This window comes from Leisingera sp. McT4-56 (genome assembly GCF_020514995.1).
Taxonomy (GTDB): domain Bacteria; phylum Pseudomonadota; class Alphaproteobacteria; order Rhodobacterales; family Rhodobacteraceae; genus Leisingera; species Leisingera aquaemixtae_A.
In genome coordinates, this window is record NZ_JAJALF010000003.1 from 139,877 (window position 1) to 159,315 (window position 19,439).

19 protein-coding genes are annotated in these 19,439 nt (G+C 65.7%); 6 read left to right on the plus strand and 13 right to left on the minus strand.

What is annotated here, in order from left to right; translation table 11 throughout:
* The first annotated feature begins 83 nt into the window (after nucleotides 1-83).
* A complete protein-coding gene (betI, locus tag LHL23_RS05925; protein WP_222478400.1) occupies nucleotides 84-659 on the plus strand; it encodes a choline-binding transcriptional repressor BetI in 576 nt (191 codons plus the stop codon).
* 25 nt (nucleotides 660-684) lie between these two features.
* Here betI and LHL23_RS05930 read toward each other — a convergent pair whose 3' ends face one another.
* From LHL23_RS05930 to LHL23_RS05945, 4 genes are all read right to left on the minus strand, one after another.
* The gene (locus tag LHL23_RS05930; RefSeq protein ID WP_226429149.1) at nucleotides 685-1,725 is read right to left on the minus strand and encodes a DUF1036 domain-containing protein; all 1,041 of its coding nucleotides are present in this window, start codon (nucleotides 1,723-1,725) and stop codon (nucleotides 685-687) included.
* Nucleotides 1,726-1,791: 66 nt separating this feature from the next.
* Complete coding sequence (locus tag LHL23_RS05935) at nucleotides 1,792-2,712, minus strand: DMT family transporter (protein ID WP_226429150.1); 921 nt, start codon at nucleotides 2,710-2,712, stop codon at nucleotides 1,792-1,794.
* Nucleotides 2,713-2,762: 50 nt separating this feature from the next.
* Nucleotides 2,763-3,707: a pirin family protein gene (locus tag LHL23_RS05940; RefSeq protein WP_226429151.1), complete on the minus strand. Its 945-nt coding sequence runs from the start codon at nucleotides 3,705-3,707 to the stop codon at nucleotides 2,763-2,765.
* Between the two features lie 84 nt (nucleotides 3,708-3,791).
* A complete protein-coding gene (locus tag LHL23_RS05945; RefSeq protein ID WP_226429152.1) occupies nucleotides 3,792-4,394 on the minus strand; it encodes a LysE/ArgO family amino acid transporter in 603 nt (200 codons plus the stop codon).
* Between the two features lie 90 nt (nucleotides 4,395-4,484).
* Between LHL23_RS05945 and LHL23_RS05950 the strand changes: the two genes are divergently transcribed.
* Nucleotides 4,485-5,369 (plus strand): LysR family transcriptional regulator ArgP, encoded by an 885-nt coding sequence (locus LHL23_RS05950; RefSeq protein ID WP_226429153.1) that lies wholly within the window; start codon nucleotides 4,485-4,487, stop codon nucleotides 5,367-5,369.
* A 27-nt stretch (nucleotides 5,370-5,396) separates the two neighbouring features.
* Nucleotides 5,397-6,260 carry a hypothetical protein gene (locus tag LHL23_RS05955; protein ID WP_226429154.1) on the plus strand — a complete coding sequence of 288 codons (864 nt, stop codon included), beginning with the start codon at nucleotides 5,397-5,399 and terminating at the stop codon, nucleotides 6,258-6,260.
* Between the two features lie 24 nt (nucleotides 6,261-6,284).
* On the opposite strand, the gene LHL23_RS05960 is transcribed toward LHL23_RS05955, so the two are convergent.
* On the minus strand, nucleotides 6,285-6,758 hold the full coding sequence (locus tag LHL23_RS05960; protein ID WP_226429155.1) for a GNAT family N-acetyltransferase: 474 nt from the start codon (nucleotides 6,756-6,758) through the stop codon (nucleotides 6,285-6,287).
* Nucleotides 6,759-6,846: 88 nt separating this feature from the next.
* A complete protein-coding gene (locus LHL23_RS05965) occupies nucleotides 6,847-7,587 on the minus strand; it encodes a YebC/PmpR family DNA-binding transcriptional regulator (protein ID WP_222478386.1) in 741 nt (246 codons plus the stop codon).
* Nucleotides 7,588-7,708: 121 nt separating this feature from the next.
* Between LHL23_RS05965 and LHL23_RS05970 the strand changes: the two genes are divergently transcribed.
* Nucleotides 7,709-9,484, plus strand: coding sequence for an SLC13 family permease (locus LHL23_RS05970; RefSeq protein ID WP_226429156.1), 1,776 nt, complete (start codon nucleotides 7,709-7,711; stop codon nucleotides 9,482-9,484).
* A 287-nt stretch (nucleotides 9,485-9,771) separates the two neighbouring features.
* Here LHL23_RS05970 and LHL23_RS05975 read toward each other — a convergent pair whose 3' ends face one another.
* The 3 genes from LHL23_RS05975 to LHL23_RS05985 all read right to left on the minus strand — a co-directional run bounded on the left by LHL23_RS05975 (nucleotide 9,772) and on the right by LHL23_RS05985 (nucleotide 13,145).
* The gene (locus tag LHL23_RS05975; protein WP_222478382.1) at nucleotides 9,772-11,550 is read right to left on the minus strand and encodes an SLC13 family permease; all 1,779 of its coding nucleotides are present in this window, start codon (nucleotides 11,548-11,550) and stop codon (nucleotides 9,772-9,774) included.
* A gap of 210 nt (nucleotides 11,551-11,760) precedes the next feature.
* Nucleotides 11,761-12,573: a TIGR00282 family metallophosphoesterase gene (locus LHL23_RS05980; RefSeq protein ID WP_226429157.1), complete on the minus strand. Its 813-nt coding sequence runs from the start codon at nucleotides 12,571-12,573 to the stop codon at nucleotides 11,761-11,763.
* A gap of 74 nt (nucleotides 12,574-12,647) precedes the next feature.
* Nucleotides 12,648-13,145, minus strand: coding sequence for a lactoylglutathione lyase family protein (locus tag LHL23_RS05985; protein ID WP_226429158.1), 498 nt, complete (start codon nucleotides 13,143-13,145; stop codon nucleotides 12,648-12,650).
* Between the two features lie 109 nt (nucleotides 13,146-13,254).
* On the opposite strand from LHL23_RS05985, the gene LHL23_RS05990 reads away from it, so the two are divergent.
* Nucleotides 13,255-14,142 (plus strand): LysR family transcriptional regulator, encoded by an 888-nt coding sequence (locus LHL23_RS05990; protein WP_226429159.1) that lies wholly within the window; start codon nucleotides 13,255-13,257, stop codon nucleotides 14,140-14,142.
* Here LHL23_RS05990 and LHL23_RS05995 read toward each other — a convergent pair.
* Both LHL23_RS05995 and mgtE read right to left on the minus strand, forming a co-directional pair.
* On the minus strand, nucleotides 14,139-14,696 hold the full coding sequence (locus LHL23_RS05995; RefSeq protein ID WP_226429160.1) for a 5-formyltetrahydrofolate cyclo-ligase: 558 nt from the start codon (nucleotides 14,694-14,696) through the stop codon (nucleotides 14,139-14,141). The two genes, LHL23_RS05990 and LHL23_RS05995, sit on opposite strands and share 4 nt — an antisense overlap.
* 9 nt (nucleotides 14,697-14,705) lie before the next feature.
* Complete coding sequence (gene mgtE / locus LHL23_RS06000) at nucleotides 14,706-16,094, minus strand: magnesium transporter (protein WP_226429161.1); 1,389 nt, start codon at nucleotides 16,092-16,094, stop codon at nucleotides 14,706-14,708.
* 143 nt (nucleotides 16,095-16,237) lie between these two features.
* Between mgtE and guaD the strand changes: the two genes are divergently transcribed.
* A complete protein-coding gene (guaD, locus tag LHL23_RS06005; protein WP_226429162.1) occupies nucleotides 16,238-17,533 on the plus strand; it encodes a guanine deaminase in 1,296 nt (431 codons plus the stop codon).
* Between the two features lie 10 nt (nucleotides 17,534-17,543).
* On the opposite strand, the gene LHL23_RS06010 is transcribed toward guaD, so the two are convergent.
* Both LHL23_RS06010 and LHL23_RS06015 read right to left on the minus strand, forming a co-directional pair.
* Nucleotides 17,544-17,984 (minus strand): CAP domain-containing protein, encoded by a 441-nt coding sequence (locus tag LHL23_RS06010; RefSeq protein ID WP_226429163.1) that lies wholly within the window; start codon nucleotides 17,982-17,984, stop codon nucleotides 17,544-17,546.
* Between the two features lie 4 nt (nucleotides 17,985-17,988).
* The gene (locus LHL23_RS06015) at nucleotides 17,989-19,326 is read right to left on the minus strand and encodes an 8-oxoguanine deaminase (protein ID WP_226429164.1); all 1,338 of its coding nucleotides are present in this window, start codon (nucleotides 19,324-19,326) and stop codon (nucleotides 17,989-17,991) included.
* Between the last annotated feature and the right edge of the window lie 113 nt (nucleotides 19,327-19,439).

Genomic DNA, 19,439 nt, shown 5'->3' on the forward strand with positions numbered 1-19,439 from the left:
ACAGTTTTTTAAACGGTCATTCAAGATTCGGAATCGCGCGAACAACAGTTGAAACGCCGGCCCAATTGCCGCACAACTTATTCATGAGCAGGAAACGCATCCGGGACATCCGCAACGAAGAGCTGATCGAAGCCACCATCGTTGCCGTGCACAAGCGCGGCTACGGCGTTGTAACCATGGCGGAAATCGCGCGGGAGGCCGGCGCCTCGGCAGCCTCGATCAACTATTATTTCGGCTCCAAGGAAGGGCTGATGGAAGCCACCATGCTGCATCTTCTGGGCAAGCTGCGCGCCGCGATGAGCGACGGCTACGCCACCGCGCGCACCCCGCGCGAGCGGCTTTATGCCGTGATGGATGCGAATTTTGCCGACGATCTGTTCACCGTTCCCCAGTGCAGCATCTGGATGCAGTTCTGGGCCAATGCCCCCTATTCGCCGCGTCTCAGCCGCCTGCACCGAATCAACCGGGCCCGGGTGCGCAGCCATTTCCTGGCCGAGCTGCGGGCGCTTTTGCCTGCCGAGCGGGTGGAAACCGCCCGCCAGGCGCTGCAGTGCTATATGGACGGGGTCTGGCTGCAGGCGGCGCAGTCGGAAGAAGCGCTGGACCCGGAGGACGCCCGCGCCGCAGCGCACCGGGTGGTGGACCTGGTGATCCCCTGACTTTTGCCGGCCCGCAGCTGCCCAGCTACGGCACCCTGCGGTAATCCAGCCGGGTGCCGCGCGGCAGGTAGACCAGTGTCATCCGCTCAGCGCCGAGGGACTGGATCAGGTAGCACATGCTGGTGCCGCGCTGGCTGTCCCAGGCCATCAGGTAGTCGCCAGCGCCCTGAAGATCGCGGCAGCTTTCCTGGATCGTGATAAATTCCGGCGTCATCTCGACGCCGCCGTAGCGGACCCGGCGCACCGCGCCGGAAATGGAAAACCTGTCCTTCGGATTGCGTTCCGACAGCCATTCCCCCTGCATCTGCTGCAGCATCTTGTCGAACCGGTTCGGCACCCGCGGCGTGACGCTGTGCAGCTCCAGCTCCCCGAAGGAGCCGAAGCGGGTGATCATCTCCCCGTCAATGGCCAGCGGGGCGCCGCGCAGCAGCCCCAGCAGATAGGTGAAGACCGGATCGGAGATCTGCACCCTGCCCTCGGCGCCGATTTCCATGCCGTTGCCGACAAACTTGCAGGTAACCGTTTCCGTTTCCCCCTGCTGCGTGCAGCCCTGAAAGACCACATCCACCGCATAGTTCGAGCGGTCGGCATGCTGTGCCCCACCGGCCGAGGCGTAGTGGATTTCCTGCAGCGGCGCAGCCGCTGCGCCGCCGCTTGCTGGATGCGAACGGCTGCTGAGCTGAACCGTCCGCTCCCGTGCTCCGGTGAGCGCCTTGGCAAAGCCCTGCCGGGATTGGTTCGGAACCTCGCAAGCACCGTCGTCCGCGATCCGGAACCGGCCCGGGGCGGTGCAGAACCGGACGCTGTCGTCGCGGAAACGGTAGCCGGCGCCTTCGGCGCGGAAATAGAAAAACTTGCTGTGATAGCCTTCCGGCACCGGTTCCGCGCAGTCGCCCGGCCGCAGCGGCTGCCACCCCTGCGCCACCCAGCGGCCGCCAGTGTGCAGCGTCACGGCCAGCTGATGCAGAGCTTCCGTATCATTGCAGATACGGGTCCCGGCCTGCGCCGCCGTCGTTTCAAGGAGCGCTGCCAGAAGCAGGACAGGCAGCCAAAGGCATTTCTTCATTCACGGCCCCCGCGAGTTTCCATGAAGGCGGGAGTTTAACCCGGGCGTGTAACATCCATAAGACGATCAAACGCCAGTCGCATTACCGGAAGATGAAAGACTTCTCCTTTTTATCCTGGCTTCACGCCAGGAAATGAAGCTGACCGCCGCCAGAATCAGGCCGCCGCCGGAGATCACCCAGATATCGGCAGGCTCGCCAAAGGCCAGCGCCCCAAGAAGGGTGGCCCAGACCAGCTGCAGAAAGGTGACCGGCTGGGTTACCGCCACGGGCGCCGCGGCAAACGCCAGGGTCATGGTGTAATGGCCCGCGGTGGCAAAGCAGGCAACGCCGAACAGGATCGCGGTTTCTGCCAGCGTCGGCGTGACCCAGGCCGCCAGGGCAAAGGGGGCCAGGCCGATGGTGACAAAGATCGACAGCATCCCCACAACAACCGCCGGGCTGTTGCTGCCGACGGTGAATTTGGCAATCAGGTAGGAGGCGCCGAAGGACACCGCGGTGAACAGCATGGCGACATGGCCGGGCGAAACCTCGCGGAAGCCGGGGCGCAGGATGATCAGCGCGCCGATCAGGGCAACGGCAATGGCGGTGATGCGGCGGAAGGCCAGCTTCTCCCCCAGGAACAGCGCCGCGCCCAGGGTGACATAGACCGGCGACAGGTAGTTCATCGCTGTGACCTCGGCCAGCGGGATCTGGGTCATGGCGTAAAACCAGAGGATCACACCCGCCGTATGCACAACGCCGCGGCCTGCAAACAGCGCCCAGAGCCGCGGGGTGAGATGCGCCCTGCGCAGCGCACCTGCCATCGGGATCAGAAACACCAGCCCCAGAAGATACCGCAAGAAGGCGCTTTCGGCGGGCGGGATGCGGGTGCCGAGCGATTTGACCAGCGCAGTCACCGCAACGAAGCAGAGACCGGTCACAACCATCCAGAACACCCCCTTCAAAGGGTTCTGCGCATGCTGGACAGGGGCGGCGGATTGGCTCATGGGCAGACAGAACACCCGTTCGGGCGGCGGCGCAAGACTTCACATGTGAATTATTTCCGCCGTTCGGGCAGCGGGATGAATTCCTGGTCATCGCCGGGCGGCAGCTGGAAGCGGCCATGCTGCCAGTCCCCCGCCGCCCAGGATGCCTTGGCGGCCTCGATCCGGTCGCGGGAGGAGGCGACGAAGTTCCACCAGATGTAGCGCGGCCCGTTCAGCGTTTCGCCGCCCAGCGCCATCAGCCGGGCGCCCTCAGCACCCGCGGTCACGGTGATCTCGTCGCCGGGGCGGAACACCATCATGCGGCCCGCCTCAAAGGTCTCACCCGCGATCTCCACCGAGCCTTGCGTGACATAAAGCCCGCGGTCCTCGTGGTCGGAAGGCAGCGGCAGCTTGGCGCCCGGGTGCAGCACCACATCGGCATAAAAGGTTTCGGAATAAAGGGTTGCGGGGGCTTTCTCACCCCAGGCGTTGCCAAGGATCAGGCGCACGGTCTTGCCCTCGCCCTCCAGCACCGGCAGCGCCTCCTTGCCGTGGTGCTCAAAGGCGGCGGGCACATCTTCATGGCTGTCGGGCAGCGCGATCCAGGTCTGGATGCCGAACAGGCTGCTTGTGCCCTGACGGGTGGCGGCAGAGGTGCGCTCAGAGTGGGTGACGCCCTGGCCTGCCACCATCCAGTTCACCTCGCCCGGGTAGATCATCTGGTGGGTACCGAGCGAGTCCCGGTGCTCGAACTCGCCCTGATAGAGATAGGTGACTGTGCCGAGGCCGATATGGGGATGCGGGCGCACGTCGATGCCCTGGCCGGTCAGGAATTCGGCCGGCCCGGCCTGATCGAAGAAGATGAACGGCCCGACCATCTGGCGGCGCGGCGCGGGCAGCGCGCGGCGGACCTCAAAGCCGCCGATGTCGCGGGCGCGCGGAATGATCACCGTCTCGATGGCGTCGAGGCTGCCCGCATCGGGGCATTGCGGTTCCAGTGCCGGATTCCAGCTCATCCTTCCCTCCTGTCTGCTGTCATGGGGGAAAGGTAGGGCATTTCTGCGCAGGCGTTAGCCCTGCCCCCGCACAGGCGCTGTTCGTCACATCAAGAGGAGCTTGGCGGCAATCGCCCACATGGTGAGTCCGACAAGGGCGTCCAGCACCTGCCAGGCGCGCGGGCGGGCAAAGACCGGAGCCAGCAGGCTGGCGCCGTAGCCCAGCGAGAAGAAGAAGGTGAAGCTGGCAATCGCGGCCCCGGCGGCAAAGACCAGCGGCTGCGGGTACTGGGCGGAGATCGACCCCAAGAGCACCACCGTGTCCAGATAGACATGCGGGTTCAGCCAGGTGAGCGCCAGCACCGTGGCCAGCACCGGCATCAGCGCCCTGCCTGCTCCCTCCTGCGCGGCTTCCAGCGTTTCACCGCCCTGCCAGGCAGCACGCAGGGCGCGGGCGCCGTACCAGACCAGGAAGGCCGCGCCGCCCCAGCGCATCATCTGCTCGAACCAGGGCAGCGCTACCGCCAGGGAGCCAAAGCCAAAGACGCCCGCGGTGATCAGCAGCGCATCGGAGCCGGCGCAGGTGAGGCAGATCCAGAACACATGCTGGCGCCGCAGCCCCTGGCGCAGGACAAAGGCGTTCTGGGCGCCAATGGCCATGATCAGGCTGAGGCCCAGGGCAAATCCGGCAATCAGGCTGGGGGGCATGTGTGTCTCCTCGTGTGCGTCTGAGGTTTGACTACCGCCCGCCCCCGCATTAATCCAGTTAAAGAGTTTTAGGTCAGATTAGAGTTGCTAATGCAGATGGATCCCAGCCAGCTGGCAGCGCTGAGCGCGGTGCTGCGCCTCGGCACGTTCGAGGCGGCGGCGCATTCCTTGCGTGTAACGCCCTCGGCCATATCCCAGCGGATCAAGGCGCTGGAGGACCGGACCGGCACTGCGCTTGTGCTGCGCGGGTCGCCCTGCACAGGCACTGCGGCTGGCCTAAGGATTGCCAAACACGCTGAAGATATTGGCCTGCTGGAGGCACAGCTGGCGCGTGAACTGGCGCTGGAGGCGGATCACGGCCCGGTGCGGCTGCGGATTGCGGTCAATGCCGACAGCCTGGCGAGCTGGTTCATCGATGCGATGGCAGCCGTGGACGGCGTGCTGTTCGACCTGCTGGTCGATGACCAGGACCACAGCGCCGAGTGGCTGAAGCGCGGCGAGGTCTCAGCTGCGGTCACCGCCAGCTCCAAGCCGGTGACCGGGTTTGACGCCCACCCGCTGGGCACGCTGGATTATGCGGCAACCGCCAGCCCGGATTTCATGGCGCGCTGGTTTCCTGACGGGGTGACGCCCAAGGCCGCCGCCCGCGCACCCTGCCTGATCTTCAACGCCAAGGACAACCTGCAGCGGCTGTGGCTGGAGCGCAATGTGGCCTCCGGGCTGGCGCCGCCGGCGCATTACCTGCCCTCGACCCAGGCGTTCATAGATGCCGCCGCTGCGGGACTGGGCTGGGGCATGAACCCATTGGCGATGGTGGAGGCGGACATCCGCACGGGCCGCCTGGTGCCGCTGATCCCGGACACCACGCTGCCGGTGCCGCTCACCTGGCAGGTGGCGCGGGTGATGGCCCCGGCCCTTGCCGAGGTGACCCGCGCCGTGCAGAAATCGGCAAGACAGTATCTGACGCAGCCCTGACCCGCCCCGCCAGAAAGGCCCGCACCGATGTCTGACTGCACTCCGCCGCCTGCCCCGCTGCCCCTGCCCCGCAGCCTGGCGCTGCAGGTGGTGCTGCCGCGGGCGGCTGTGCTGCTGGGATGGCTGGCGCTGAACCACTGGATCCGGCTGCCGGTGCCGCTGGCCTTTGTTCTGATGGCTGCGGACGGGCTGTTCCTGTTGTGGCAGGCGCGGACCTTTCTGCGCAGCGCGGACGCCCATGTGCAGAGCACCGGCGCGATGGCGCCGGTCTGGGGCGGCTACCTGCTGCTGCTGTTTGCGGGCTTTGCCGCGCTGACGCAGTGGTGGGATGCGCTGCTGATTGCCCGGGCGGTGGAGGAGTCCGCCTATGCCGAACAGCGGCGGAAGGAGCGCGAGGCACTTTACAGCCTGTCGGTGTCCGCCGACGGCCGGGCGCTGATCTTTGACGGCGAAATCACCTTTGGCCTGACCAAGCGGATGCGGAAGCTGGCAGAGGAGAACCCCGGCGTGGATCAGGTTGCGCTGGCCGGACCCGGCGGGCTGATCGCCGAGGCGCGCGGTGCCGCGCGGCTGATCCGGCAGAACGGCTGGGACACCCGCGCCGCCGGTTTGTGCGCCTCGGCCTGCACGCTGATGTTTGCCGCCGGCGCGGAACGCAGCCTTGGGCCGGACGGGCAGCTGGGCTTTCACAGCTATGCGCTGCAGTTCGAGAGCGGCCTGCCGCAGATCGACCTGCAGCGGGAACAGGAAAAGGACCGCGCCTTCCTGCTGCAGCAAGGGGTGAGTGCCGAATTTACCGACAGGATTTTTGCGGTGCCAAGCGCGGAGCTGTGGCTGCCGGGCAGCCGCGAATTGCACGCTGCCGGGCTGATCGGGCCGGAGCCGCGCTGAACGCCGGCGCTGCGACGAAACAGGTCAGCCGGCCAAAGTCTTTGTCATCCGGTAGTTGTGCAGCGCGACCCCGCGGCGTTCGATTTCGCGCCGGGCCTCGACGGTGAATCCCTGGCGCAGGAAGAACCGCCGGGCGGCCTCGCTGGCCTCCACATAAAGCGACCTGAGGCCGAGGCTGCGGGCTTCGGCCTCAAGCCGTTCATAAAGCGCGGCACCCGTGCCGGTGCCCGCAACCTGCGGCTGGCAGTAGAAACAGTCGATATGGCCGTCCGTTTCCAGCTCAATGAAGGCCTGCGGCTGATTGCCGGCATCCGCGGCAACAAAGACACGGCGGCCGACGGCGGCGCGGCCGGCCCAGACCTCTGCCGGGGCGGGTTCCGGGCTCCAGGCCTTGAGCTGTTCGGGACTGTAGTCCCGGGCGCCGATGCCATGAACCGCGGCATGGAATATCTGCGCCAGCGCTGCGGCATCCTCCGGGCGGAACTCTCTGATCTGCATCGGCGGCCCTTGTCAGGTAATTTCCGAGAGTTTGAAAGCAAAAGGCCCGCCGGGCTGGCGGGCCTTGAAAATCGCGTCAAGCGGCAGATCAGAGCTGCGCCATGACCTCGTCGCTGGCCTCGAAGTTGGTGGTGACGCGCTGCACGTCGTCGTCGTCTTCCAGCGCATCGACCAGCTTCATCAGCTTTTGCATGCCTTCTAGGTCCAGCTCGGTGGTGGTGCTGGGTTTCCAGACCAGTTTGGTCGACTCGGATTCGCCCAGTTCGGCCTCCAGCGCATTCGACACATCGTTTAGGTCGGTATCGGCGCAATAAATGATGTGGCCGTCCTCGGAGCTTTCGACATCCTCGGCGCCGGCTTCGATCGCTGCCATCATCACGGTGTCGGCATCGCCCACGGAGGCCGGATAGGTCACCTCGCCCTTGCGGTCGAACATGAATCCGACCGAACCGGTCTCGCCCAGGTTGCCGCCGTTCTTGGAGAAAGTGGAGCGCACGTTGGAGGCGGTGCGGTTCTTGTTGTCGGTCATCGCCTCGACGATCACCGCAACACCGTTGGGGCCATAGCCCTCGTAGCGGATTTCGTCATAGTTTTCGGCGTCGCCGCCGATGGCCTTCTTGATCGCGCGTTCGATCACGTCCTTGGGGACGGACTGCGACTTGGCCTCCTTGACGGCCAGGCGCAGGCGCGGGTTTTTGTCGGGATCGGGGTCGCCCATCTTGGCGGCCACGGTGATCTCCTTGGCCAGCTTGGAAAACAGTTTCGACCGCGCCGCGTCCTGACGGCCCTTGCGGTGCTGAATGTTAGCCCATTTTGAATGGCCTGCCATGGTGCATCCTTGCTGCTGTAACTTTGAATTGGCGCCCATATAGCCCCGCAAGGCGGGGGCTTTCAAGCGCCCTGCCCCGCTTTGCCCTTGTTCCGCGGGGTTTCGGGGATAAGCTGGCGCCATGACATATGATCAAGCCGTTTTGTTTGGGTTATTTGCTGCCGTCTTTGGCCTGCTGCTGTGGGGCCGTTTCCGCTATGACCTGGTGGCCTTTGCCGCGCTGATGGCGGGCGTGGTGCTGGGGGTGGTGCCTGCAGGCGATGCCTTTGCCGGGTTCGGCCACCCGGCAACGCTGGTGGTGGCGCTGGTGCTGGTTGTCTCGGCCGGGCTGGTGCGGTCCGGTGCGGTGTTCCTGATCACCCGGACGCTGGTGGACAGCACCCGGGGCTTGGGTGGCCATATCGCGTTGATGGGCGGCGTTGGCGCGGTGCTGTCGGCCTTCATGAACAATGTGGCGGCACTGGCATTGCTGATGCCGGTGGACATTCAGACCGCACGCAAGGCCGGCCGGGCGCCGGGCCTCAGCCTGATGCCCCTGTCCTTTGCCACCATCCTGGGCGGCATGGCGACGCTGATCGGCACGCCCCCCAACATCATCATTGCTGCAATCCGCGGCGAAACTCTGGGTGAACCCTTCCGGATGTTCGATTTTGCGCCGGTTGGCGGGGTTGCCGCGCTGGCGGGGCTCACCTTTGTGGCGCTCATTGGCTGGCGGCTGATCCCGGCGCGCGAGAATGCGGCCGGCGCGTCCGAGGCGCAGCTGGCGCCTTATATTGCCGAGCTGACAGTGGGTGAAGGCTCCGAGCTGACCGGCAGGCGCCTGGGGGAACTGGATGAAGAGGCCGAGAAGGCCGATGTGGCGATCCTGGGCCTGATCCGGGACGGCAAGCGGCGTTACGGGCGGGCCACGGCGGCGCTGCTGCGCGAGGGCGACACGCTGGTGATCGAGGCCGAACCTGAAGCGCTGGACGAATTCCGCAGCGCGCTGAAGCTGGAGTTCGCCGATGCCGCCCGGGCGGAGAAGCTGACGGCGGCGGGCGAAGGGCTGGAACTGACGGAGCTGGTTGTGCCGGAGACCGCCCGCATCCGCGGCCGGACCGCGCAATCCATCGGCCTGTCCTCGCGCCAAAGTGCGGTGCTGCTGGGCATTTCCCGCCAGGGCACGCGGATCACCCGCCACATCCGGCAGACCGAGGTGCAGGCCGGCGATATCCTGCTGCTGCTGTCCCCGCGCGGGCGCAGCGCCGATGTGGCGGACTGGCTGGGCTGCCTGCCGCTGGCCGCGCGCGGGCTGGCTGTGACGGCAAATGACAAGACCTGGGCCGCCATCGGCCTGTTTGCCGCCGCGGTTCTGGCGGCGTCGCTGGGGCTGATCTACCTGCCGGTGGCGCTGGGGCTGGTGGCCATCGGCTATGTCCTGCTGAAGATCCTGCCGGTGGCAGAAATCTATGACCATGTGGAATGGCCGGTGGTGGTTCTTCTGGGGTCGATGATCCCGCTGGGGGCGGCGCTGGACAGCTCCGGCGGCACGGCCTTGATCGCCAACGCGCTGACCGGCCTGACTGCAGGGCTGCCGGCCTGGGCGGTGCTGACGGTGCTGATGGTGGTCACGATGACCCTGTCGGATGTGCTCAACAACACCGCCACGGCAATTGTTGCAGCCCCAGTCGGCATTCAGATGGCAGAGACGCTGGAGGTATCGCCCGATCCGTTCCTGATGGCGGTGGCGGTTGCCGCTTCAGCCGCGTTCCTGACCCCGATCGGGCACAAGAACAACACCCTGGTGCTGGGGCCCGGCGGCTACCATTTCGGGGATTACTGGCGGATGGGGCTGCCGCTGGAGGCGCTGATCATCGCGGTGTCGATCCCGGCAATCCTGGTATTCTGGCCCTTGTAACTGCCGCCGCCAAAAACCGCGCGGCGGCAGCGGCAGGCTGCCTGCCTATTGCGCCTGCTGTTCCTCAACCGGGAGCGCGCGCGCGGCGCCGCTGGTCTGCACTTGCGACACAAGCGCAATCGCTGTCGAGCCGGCAAGGACAACACACAAAAACACTTTCCTGAAACTCATGGCCTTTGACCTTATGAAGAACCTGCTGCTCTACATATGGGCAAGACTTTAACAGTTTCATGTAACCGGGATCACAGAAGGCAGCTTTTCGCCGCCTTTTCCCGGCCCGGGCGGGCTCAGAGCGGCCAGATGAAGGGGATGATCGCCGATGCGACCATGCCGACGGTCAGGTTCAGCGGAATGCCGACGCGCAGGAAGTCGGTGAATTTATAGCCGCCGGGGCCGTAAACCAGCGTGTTGGTCTGATAGCCGATCGGGGTGGCAAAGGACGCCGAGGCCGCCACCATCACCGCCACCACCAGGGGACGCGGATCGACGCCCATCGCCTGGGCCAGGCCGATGGCAATCGGAGTCACCACCACCGCCACCGCGTTGTTGGACACCAGTTCCGTCAGCACCGAGGTCAGCAGATAGACTGCCCAGACCAGCAGGAACGGCGGCAGCATCGACAGGGCCGGCGCAATGGCGTTGACGATCAGGGCCACCGCGCCTGAGCTTTCCAGCGCCGCGCCGATGGCCAGCATCGAAAAGATCAGGGCCAGCAGGCGCCCGTCGACAAAGGAGAACGCCTCATCCGCGTCGATGCAGCGGGTGACAAAGACCAGCGACACCATCAGCACCGACAGCATCAGGATCGGCGCCACGCCGAAGGCGGCCAGCAGAACGATGCCCAGAAGCGCGGCAACCGCGATCGGCGCGTGGCTGCGGCGGTAGGCGCGCTGGGTCGGCTGCGAGACGTCGGCCAGGTCCATGTCAGCGGCCAGCCGCTGGATGTCGGCGGGCGCGCCCTCCAGCAGCAGGGTATCGCCGATGCGCACCACCAGATCATCCAGCTGAACGCCGATGTTCTGGTTCCGCCGGTGCACCGCCAGGGTATAGACCCCGTAGCGGCGGCGCAGGCGCATGGCGCCAAGGCTGCGCCCCACCATCCGGCAGCCGGGGGTGATCAGCACTTCGACGGTCTGGGTTTCCACCGCCGACACCTGGTCCACCCGCTTCAGCTCCTTGTTGGTTTGCAGGCTCAGCAGCTCTGTCATCCGGGTCCGCAGCACCACGCGGTCGCCGACCTGCAGCTCCACCCCCTCGAGGTTGCGGCGCAGCGAGGCATCGCCGCGGATCACGTCGATGAGCCGCACGCCGGGACGCTTGAACAGCTGCACCCCGGTCACTTCGCGGCCAATGAGGTTGCTTTCCGGCGGGATCACCGCCTCGGTAAAGAATTTCATCTTTGACCGGTCGCTCAGCATTTCGGCCATGCTGTCGCGGGCGGGCAGAAGCCGCGGTGCGATGAAGCGCAGGTAGACCATGCCGTAGGCAACCAGGATCAGGCCCAGCGGCGTGACCTCGAAGATGGTGAAGGGTTTCAATCCTTGCGCCCGGGCGACACCGTCCACCAAGAGGTTGGTCGAGGTGCCGATCAGCGTCAGGGTGCCGCCCAGGATCGCCGCATAGCTGAGCGGGATCAGCATCTTGGAAGCGGAGACTTTCATGGTGCGGGCGATCTGGATGAAGACCGGGATCATCACCACCACCACCGGCGTATTGGAGACCACGGCAGAGGCGGTGACGACAAAAGCCATCAGCAGGGCCACCGCCAGCTTGGGGTTCACCTCGGCCTGTTTCTTGGCGATCTGGGTAAAGGCGTCCAGCGCACCGGTGCGCACCAGCGCCCCCATGATGATGAACATCGCCGCAATGGTCCAAGGCGCCGGGTTGGCCAGCACCGGCAGCGCCTCGCCATAGGGCAGCACGCCGGTGGCAAGCATCGCCGCGACGCCGGTCAGCGCCACCACTTCGGTCGGATAGGTTTCCCGCAGGAACGCCACGAACATGGCCAGGACAATTGCAAGCGCCAGAAACGCGCTGCCGGTGTCACCAAATTGGAAGTACTGCATAAACCGTGACTTTGCCCATGTTGTTCAAGGCGGGGTCAGCGCGCAAGGCGCTCCGCCATCGCGCAGTTTCCCCGAAACCACATGGTTGAGCAAGGACTTCCGGAACCGCAGCCGGTCTGAGGTGCGGAAAGGGCGTTTTGCCCGGAGAACCGGGGGTTCACCGGACAATCCTCCTGCCCGGCCGCCGCCCGCAAGGACGGCAGGCCCGGTTCAGACGCCGGATTCCTGCAACAGCCCGCCATTGCGCACCATGCGAATCTGCTTGGCCGCCCCGGTGCGGTCATCGGTTTCGACGAAGACGCCCGACAGGGTGGCTTCGCCGTTTGCCGGAGTGAAGCGGGTTTTGGGCATGCCGGTCAGGAACCGGCGCATCGGTTCGGCCTTATCCATGCCGATCACCGAATTGTAGTCGCCGCACATGCCGGCGTCGGTCAGATAGCCAGTGCCTTCCGAAAGGATCTGGGCATCCGCTGTCGGCACATGGGTATGGGTGCCCACCACCAAAGAGGCGCGGCCGTTGCAGAAGTGGCCCATCGCCATCTTCTCGGAGGTGGCCTCGCAGTGCATATCGACGATGACCGCCTGCGCCAGCCCGCCGCGCGGGTGCGACTTCAGCACCGCCTCCACCGCGCCAAAGGGGTCGTCGAAGGCGCGCTTCATGAACACCTGCCCGAGCGCCTGCACCACGAGCACCTTGCGCCCGCCCGGCGCATTGAACAGCCGGAAACCGCGGCCCGGCGCGCCCTTGGCAAAGTTCAGAGGCCGGATGATGCGCTGTTCCTTCTCGATGAACTGCAGCATGTCCTTCTGATCGAAGGCATGATCGCCCAGCGTCAGGCAGTCGACGCCCGCATCCAGCAGCAGCTTGGCGTGCTCGCCGCTCAGCCCCATGCCGTTGGAGGCGTTTTCGCCGTTCACCACCACAAAATCGAGCCGCCACTCCTGCCGCAGCCGCGGCAGGGTTTCGGTGATGGCGCGGCGCCCGGCGCGGCCCATCACATCGCCAAGGAAAAGAATACGCATGCCCGGCTGGTAGGCAACGCGGCGCCAAAGAGCAAGGCCCCGCGGTGCGTTTTCGCAGCGGTGTGGCGCCGGGCTCAGCTGTAGGCGCCCGCCGAATACGTCAGCTCGTAACCGTGCGAATAGATCTCGAACACGTTGCCGAACGGGTCTTCGACATAGACCATGCGATAGGGTTTCTCGCCCGGAAAATACTCTCGCACCGGCATCCGCTGCTTGCCCCCGGCCGCGACGATCTTTTGCGCCAGCCCCTCGACGTCGGGGTCCTGCACACAGAAATGGAAAACGCCGTGGCGGCGGTAGTCCAGATTGTCGGACGGGGCGTAATTTCCATCGAATTCGAACAGTTCGATGCCGACCCGGTCGGCGGTGGACAGGTGGGCGATGCGCAGCCGCGACCAGCCGGCCCCAAACACATCCGTGCACATACGGCCGATGTCACTGTCGTCCTCGACCACTTCGGTTGACTCCATGATGACGTAGAAACCCATGACTTCTGAGTAGAATTTCACCGCGGCATCCAGATCCGGAACCGACAGGCCAATGTGGGAAAAACTGCGCGGAGCGGTCAGCATCATAGTCTCCTTGGATGGTTTTTTGCTTGTTTCCACCCGGAGATAAGGTTGCAGGAGAAGAAAGAAAAATTATCATTCATTATGCGATCCATAAGGAAATGAGCCACAGATGCTGAATGCCACCTGGCTGGAAACCTTCACTGTGCTGAGCGGGCTGGGCAGTTTCACACGCACCGCAGCGCGGCTGAACATGACCCAGCCCGGGGTCACCCAGCACGTCAAGAAGCTGGAGCAGCAGGTGGGCAGGCCGCTGCTGGTCCGCCACGGCAAAAGCTTCAGCCTGACGGATGCAGGCATTGCGCTGGCCGCCCTCGGCCGCAGGCGTCAGACTGAAGAAGAAGCGCTGCGCCAGGACCTGGGACAGGATGATCCCGGCCGCGGCCATGTGCGCATCGCCTGCCCCGGCGGGCTGGCGGTTCTGATCTACGCCGAGGTGGAGGCGCATCTGGCGCGCTGGCCGGAACTGACGCTGTCGCTGCAGGCGGCACCGCAAGCCTCCATCGAAGCGCAGCTGCTGTCCGGGGAGCTGGATCTGGGCATCCTGCACCGCAAGCTGGACGCGCCGCGGCTGATGGCGGAGCGGCTGAGGCGCGACCCGCTGAAACTGATCCTGCCGTCAGGTGCGGCAGACAGGCCGGAGTTTGAAACGCTGCAGAAACTGGGGCTGGTGGACCATCCTGACGCCGCCGCCCTGGCAGACCGGCTGCTGGCGGCAAACTATCCTGGCTATCGCGGCTCCGCCGGGTTGCGCAGGCGCGCCTTCCTCAACCAGATCGGCCAAATCCTGAGCCCGGTGTCTGCCGGGGCCGGGTACACCATCCTGCCGCAAAGCGCTGTTCTGGCGCAGCAGGGCCAGGGGAACTTCCGCACCGCGGCGCTGAAGGCGCCGCTGGAGGATGACCTGTGGCTGGTCCGGCAGCGGCAGGAGGCGCCGCCGGCCCGGTTCGCGTTCTTCGAGGCTGCGATCCGGGACGTCTGCGCCCGGCTGGCGGATTAGAACTGCAGAATGCGGCTTTCGGTGACGATCATGTCGAGCGGCTGGTCGGTGGACTCCAGCGGCAGGTCCTCGGCCTCCTGCGCGTCGAAGGCAAAGCCGATGGCCAAAGTGCCCCGCTTGCCGCGCAACAGCTCCAGCGTGCGGTCGTAGAAACCGCCGCCATAGCCCAGCCGCCCGCCCTTGGTGTCGAAGGCGACCAGCGGAACCACCAGGATTTCCGGCTCAAAGAATTCATCCACCTCAGGCACCATGGCGCCGAAAGGGCCTTCGCGCAGCGCGCCTTCGGGCTGCCAGCGGCTGAATTTCAGCGGCTGCCCCGCCCCCATGATCACCGGCACGCCGACGGGGCCGTGCGCCGCGGCCTCGGCCATCGCGGGCAGCGGGTCGATTTCGGTGCGGATCGGCATGTAGCCCGACAGCGGCACGCCGCGATAGCCGGCCAGCACCTCCGACAGGTGGCCTGCAGCGCCGGGGATGTTGCGGGCATGCGCCTCCTTGCGGCGGGCAAAGGCGGCCTTGCGGGCGGCGGCCTTGATTTCGGTCAGATCCGTCATGGCGGTCTCCTAGAGCAAAAGAACGGCCGCAAGGCCCAGGAAGGCGAAAAAGCCCACCACATCGGTCACCGTGGTCACAAAGGCGCCGGAGGCCAGCGCCGGGTCAATTCCGGTTTTCTCCAATAGAACCGGGATCACCGTTCCCGCCAGCCCCGCCACGACCAGATTGACCACCATAGCGACGGCAATCACCACACCCAGCATCGGCGAGCCGAACCAGGCCAGGCCCACCAGCCCCATGACGATGGCAAAGATCACCCCGTTGACCAGCCCCACCAGAACTTCGCGGCGGATCACCCGCCAGACGTTGGAGCCGGTGAGATCGCGGGTGGCAATGGCGCGCACCGCAACCGTCAGCGACTGGGTGCCCGCGTTGCCGCCCATGGAGGCGACAATCGGCATCAGCACCGCCAGCGCCACGAACCGGGCGATGGTGTCCTCGAACTGGGCAATCACCAGCGAGGCCAGCACCGCCGTCACCAGGTTCACCGCCAGCCAGGGAAAGCGGCGCTTGGTGGTCTCGATCACCCGGTCGGCAAGCGAGCTTTCCTCGCCGACACCGGCGAGGCGGAGGATGTCCTCCTCGTGCTCCTCGTCCAGCACGATCATCGCGTCGTCGATGGTGATGACGCCGACCAGCCGCCCCTCGTCATCGACAACCGGGGCCGAAATCAGGTGGTACTGGTTGAAGGCATAGGCCACGTCTTCCTCGTCCTGATCGGCGGGAATGACCTGGAACGTGTCCTCGACCAGGCTGGTCAGCGGCACATGGCGCTTGGCGCCCATGATCCGGCCCAGGGTGACGTTGCCGATCGGATGCAGGCGCGGGTCGACCAGCACCACATGGTAGAACTGGTCCGGCAGATCGTCGGAATTGCGCATGAAATCAATGGCCTGCCCGACGTTCCAGTGCTCTGGCGCCATCACCACCTCGCGCTGCATCAGGCGGCCGGCGGAGTTCTCCGGGTAGCTGAGCGACTGTTCGACCGCGACCCGGTCAGCGTCTTCCAGCGCGTCCAGGATGGCTTCCTGCTGCGGCACCTCCAGATCTTCCAGAAGGTCGACAACGTCATCGCTCTCCAGTTCACGCACCGCGTCGGCCAGAACCAGCGGGTTCAGGATCGAGATCACCTCTTCGCGGATGCTCTCGTCCAGTTCCGACAGGATCTCGCCGTCGAATTCCCGGTCATAAAGCCGGATCAGGCTGGTCCGGTCATCGGAATCGATCTGTTCCAGAAGGTCGGCGATGTCGGCCGCGTGAAGGTCTTCCAGCAGCTCCGTCAGGGTCTGCTGATCGCCCTGCTCCACCGCCTCCAGAACCTGCGCGACCAGCTTGCGGTCGAGGTCGTAGGCGTCTTCCTGAGGCTGGTCGCCGGTGATGTTGTCGCCGCTGCTCATCTGATGCCCCCCGGATTTTCTTGGTCTTTGCGTGCAAAATAGATGACGCCGCCACCGGAAAACAATGCCAATGCCGCAATTTACCCGCGCCCTTTCGGCGGGTATCCTGCGCCGAGCAATTTTGCAAGGAAAGGGTTGGACGCATGGGCACCGGTTACATCCTGAACGGGCAGGTTCTTGCCTTCTCCGCCTCTCCCTTTGCCTCGGAGCGACCGGAAGACGCGGCCCGGCTGCAGGAGGCGGTGGCGGTGCAGGACGGGCGGATTGCCGGCGTCGGCACGCTGGCGGAAATGCAGGCGATGCTGCCGGATGCGGTGACCGTGGATCACTCCGGCAAGCTGATCCTGGCGGGGTTTGTCGATGCCCATGTGCATTACCCGCAGACCGCCATCATTGCCAGCTGGGGCAAACGGCTGATCGACTGGCTGAACAGCTACACCTTCCCGGAGGAAATGCGGTTCGGCGACCGCGGGTATGCCGATGAAATCGCAAACCGCTACTTGGACCTGACCGCGGCCCATGGCACCACCACGGTCTGCAGCTATTGCACCATCCACCCCGAAAGCGCGGATGCGTTCTTTGCCGCGGCGCAGGCGCGCGGGCAGCGGGTGGCGGCGGGCAAGACCTGCATGGACCGCAACGCACCAGACGGGCTGCGCGACACCCCGCAGTCGGCCTATGACGACAGCGAGGCGCTGATTGCGCGTTGGCACGGGGTGGACCGGCTGGAATATGCGATTACCCCGCGGTTCTCCCCCACCTCAACCCCGGAACAGCTGGAGGCAATGGGCGCGCTTTGGGCCAAGCACCCGGAATGCCTGATGCAAACGCATCTGAGCGAACAGACGGATGAGATCGAGTGGGTGAAATCGCTGTTCCCGCAGGCCCGCGATTACCTGGACACCTATGAAGAGTTTGGCCTTTTAGGGGCCAAGGGGCTTTACGGCCACGCCATCTACCTGGAGGAGCGCGAGCGGCACCGGCTGCGGGAATTCGGCGCGGCGCTGATCCATTGCCCGACGTCGAACACCTTCATCGGCTCCGGCCTTTTTGACATGGCCGGGCTGATGGCCGAAGGCCAGCGGATCGGCCTTGCCACCGACACCGGCGGCGGCTCCAGCTTTTCGATGCTGCGCACGATGGCGGCGGCCTATGAAATCGGCCAGCTGCGCGGCACCCCGCTGCACGCGGCGCAGCTGTTGTGGCTGGCGACCCAGGGCTCTGCCACGGCGCTGCGGATGGAAGGCAAGATCGGCAACATCGCGGCAGGCATGGAAGCGGATCTGGTGGTGCTGGACCTGGCCTCCACCCCGGCTATCGCCCAGCGGTCCGAGCGGGCCGGAGATGTGTGGGAGGCAGTGTTCCCGACCATCATGATGGGTGATGACCGGGCCATTGCCGAGGTCTGGATCGGCGGCCAGCCGGTCAAGCGCAGCTAGCAGCGCCGGATCAGCAGCCCGGGCGGGCTAGCACCATCACCCAGATATTGCCCGCGCCGCGGGCGACGGCGAATTCGGTCACTTCGCGGCTGAGCATGTTTCTGCGGTGGCCGCGGGAGGCCTGCCAGCTGGCCATCGCCTCGGCCAGCCCGGGCTGGCCTTTGGCAATGTTCTCGGCCGCCGCGCACCAGCCGTAGCCAGCACGCTTCAGGCGGGTGCCAAGTGTGCTGCCGCCGCTGCCGGTGTGGGAAAAGAACCCTTTGCGCGCCATGTCCCCGGCATGGGCCTGCGCAGCCTGTTCCAGCCCGGCGGAATAAGCCAGCGGCGGCAGGCCGGAGCCTGCACGCAAGCCGTTGATGCCGGCCACGGCGGCGGAGCGGTCCACATCTTCCGCCAGTGCCTCAACGGCCCACAGGAGGAGGAAGGCTGCGGCAAGCCGCCGTTTCTTCATGGCGTCACCCCTGCATCAGCTTGTGCGCCAGGCCGCGGTGGCGCTCCAGCAGCCGCGGCAGGTCCAAAGTTGCCAGCTCGCCGCCGCGGATGATCTGCCTGCCTTCGACAAACAGGTGTTTGACCTGGGTCGGGCCGGCCAGCAGCAGAGCGGCAGCGTCCCAGCTGCCGCTGGAGGCGATGCCGCTTGTGCCCCAGACTGCGATGTCGGCGCGCTTGCCCGGCTCCAGCCGCCCGCAGTCGGGGCGGCCCAGCACATCGGCGCCGCCGCGGGTGGCGATCTCCAGCGCTTCATAGGCGCTCATCGCGTCAGCCCCGTTTGCCACCCGCTGCAGCAGCATGGCCTGACGCGCCTCAGAGCTGAGGCTGGCCATGTCGTTGCTGGCGGATCCATCGACGCCCAGCCCCACTGGCACACCTGCGTCGCGCATTGCGCGCACCGGTGCAATGCCGCTGCCCAGACGGCAGTTGGAGCAGGGGCAATGGGCAACCCCGGTGCGGGTTCTGGCAAAGAGATCAATCTCTTGCCCGTCGAGTTTAACGCAGTGCGCATGCCAGACATCATCGCCGGTCCAGCCTAGTTCCTCGGCGTATTGGCCGGGGCGGCAGCCAAAATTTGCCTCAGAATAAGCGATGTCCTCGTCGTTCTCGGCCAGGTGAGTGTGCAGCATCACCCCCTTGTCGCGGGCCAGCAGCGCAGCATCGCGCATCAGCTCGCGGCTGACGGAGAACGGCGAGCACGGTGCCAGGCCTACACGGCACATGGAGCCTTCTTCAGGGTCGTGGAAAGCGTCCACCACCCGGATCATGTCGTCGAGGATTGCGCTCTCATCCTCGACCAGGCTGTCCGGCGGCAGGCCGCCGTCGCTTTCACCGATGCTCATGGCGCCGCGGGTCGGATGAAAGCGCAGCCCAGCTTCGCGGGCGGCATGGATGGTGTCCTCCAGCCGGGCGCCGTTGGGATAAAGGTACAGGTGGTCGGAGCTGAGCGTGCAGCCTGACAGCGCCAGTTCGGCAAGGCCCAGCTGGGCGGAAACAAACATCTCATCCGGGGTGAAGCGGGCCCAGATGGGGTAAAGCCGCTGCAGCCAGCCGAACAGCAGCGCATCCTGCGCGCCTGGAACCGCGCGGGTCAGGTTCTGGTACAGATGGTGATGGGTGTTGACCAGCCCGGGGGTGACCACGCAGCCGCGGCCGGAGACCACGTCGCCGCTGGTCTGCAGCCCCTGCCCCACTGCGGCAATCACGCCGCCGCGGATCAGCACATCTGCGCCGTGCAGCACACGGCGGGAATCGTCCATCGTCAGGACGGTATCGGCGTTTTGAATCAGGATCTCTGTCATATCCACACACTCCTAGAGACAGCCCGCTTCATGGGAATGTGTGATCGGCCGATGGAAAACGGGCGAAGAACCGGCCTGCGGCAAAGCTATAGGCCAAGGCTGCCGGTTTCAAC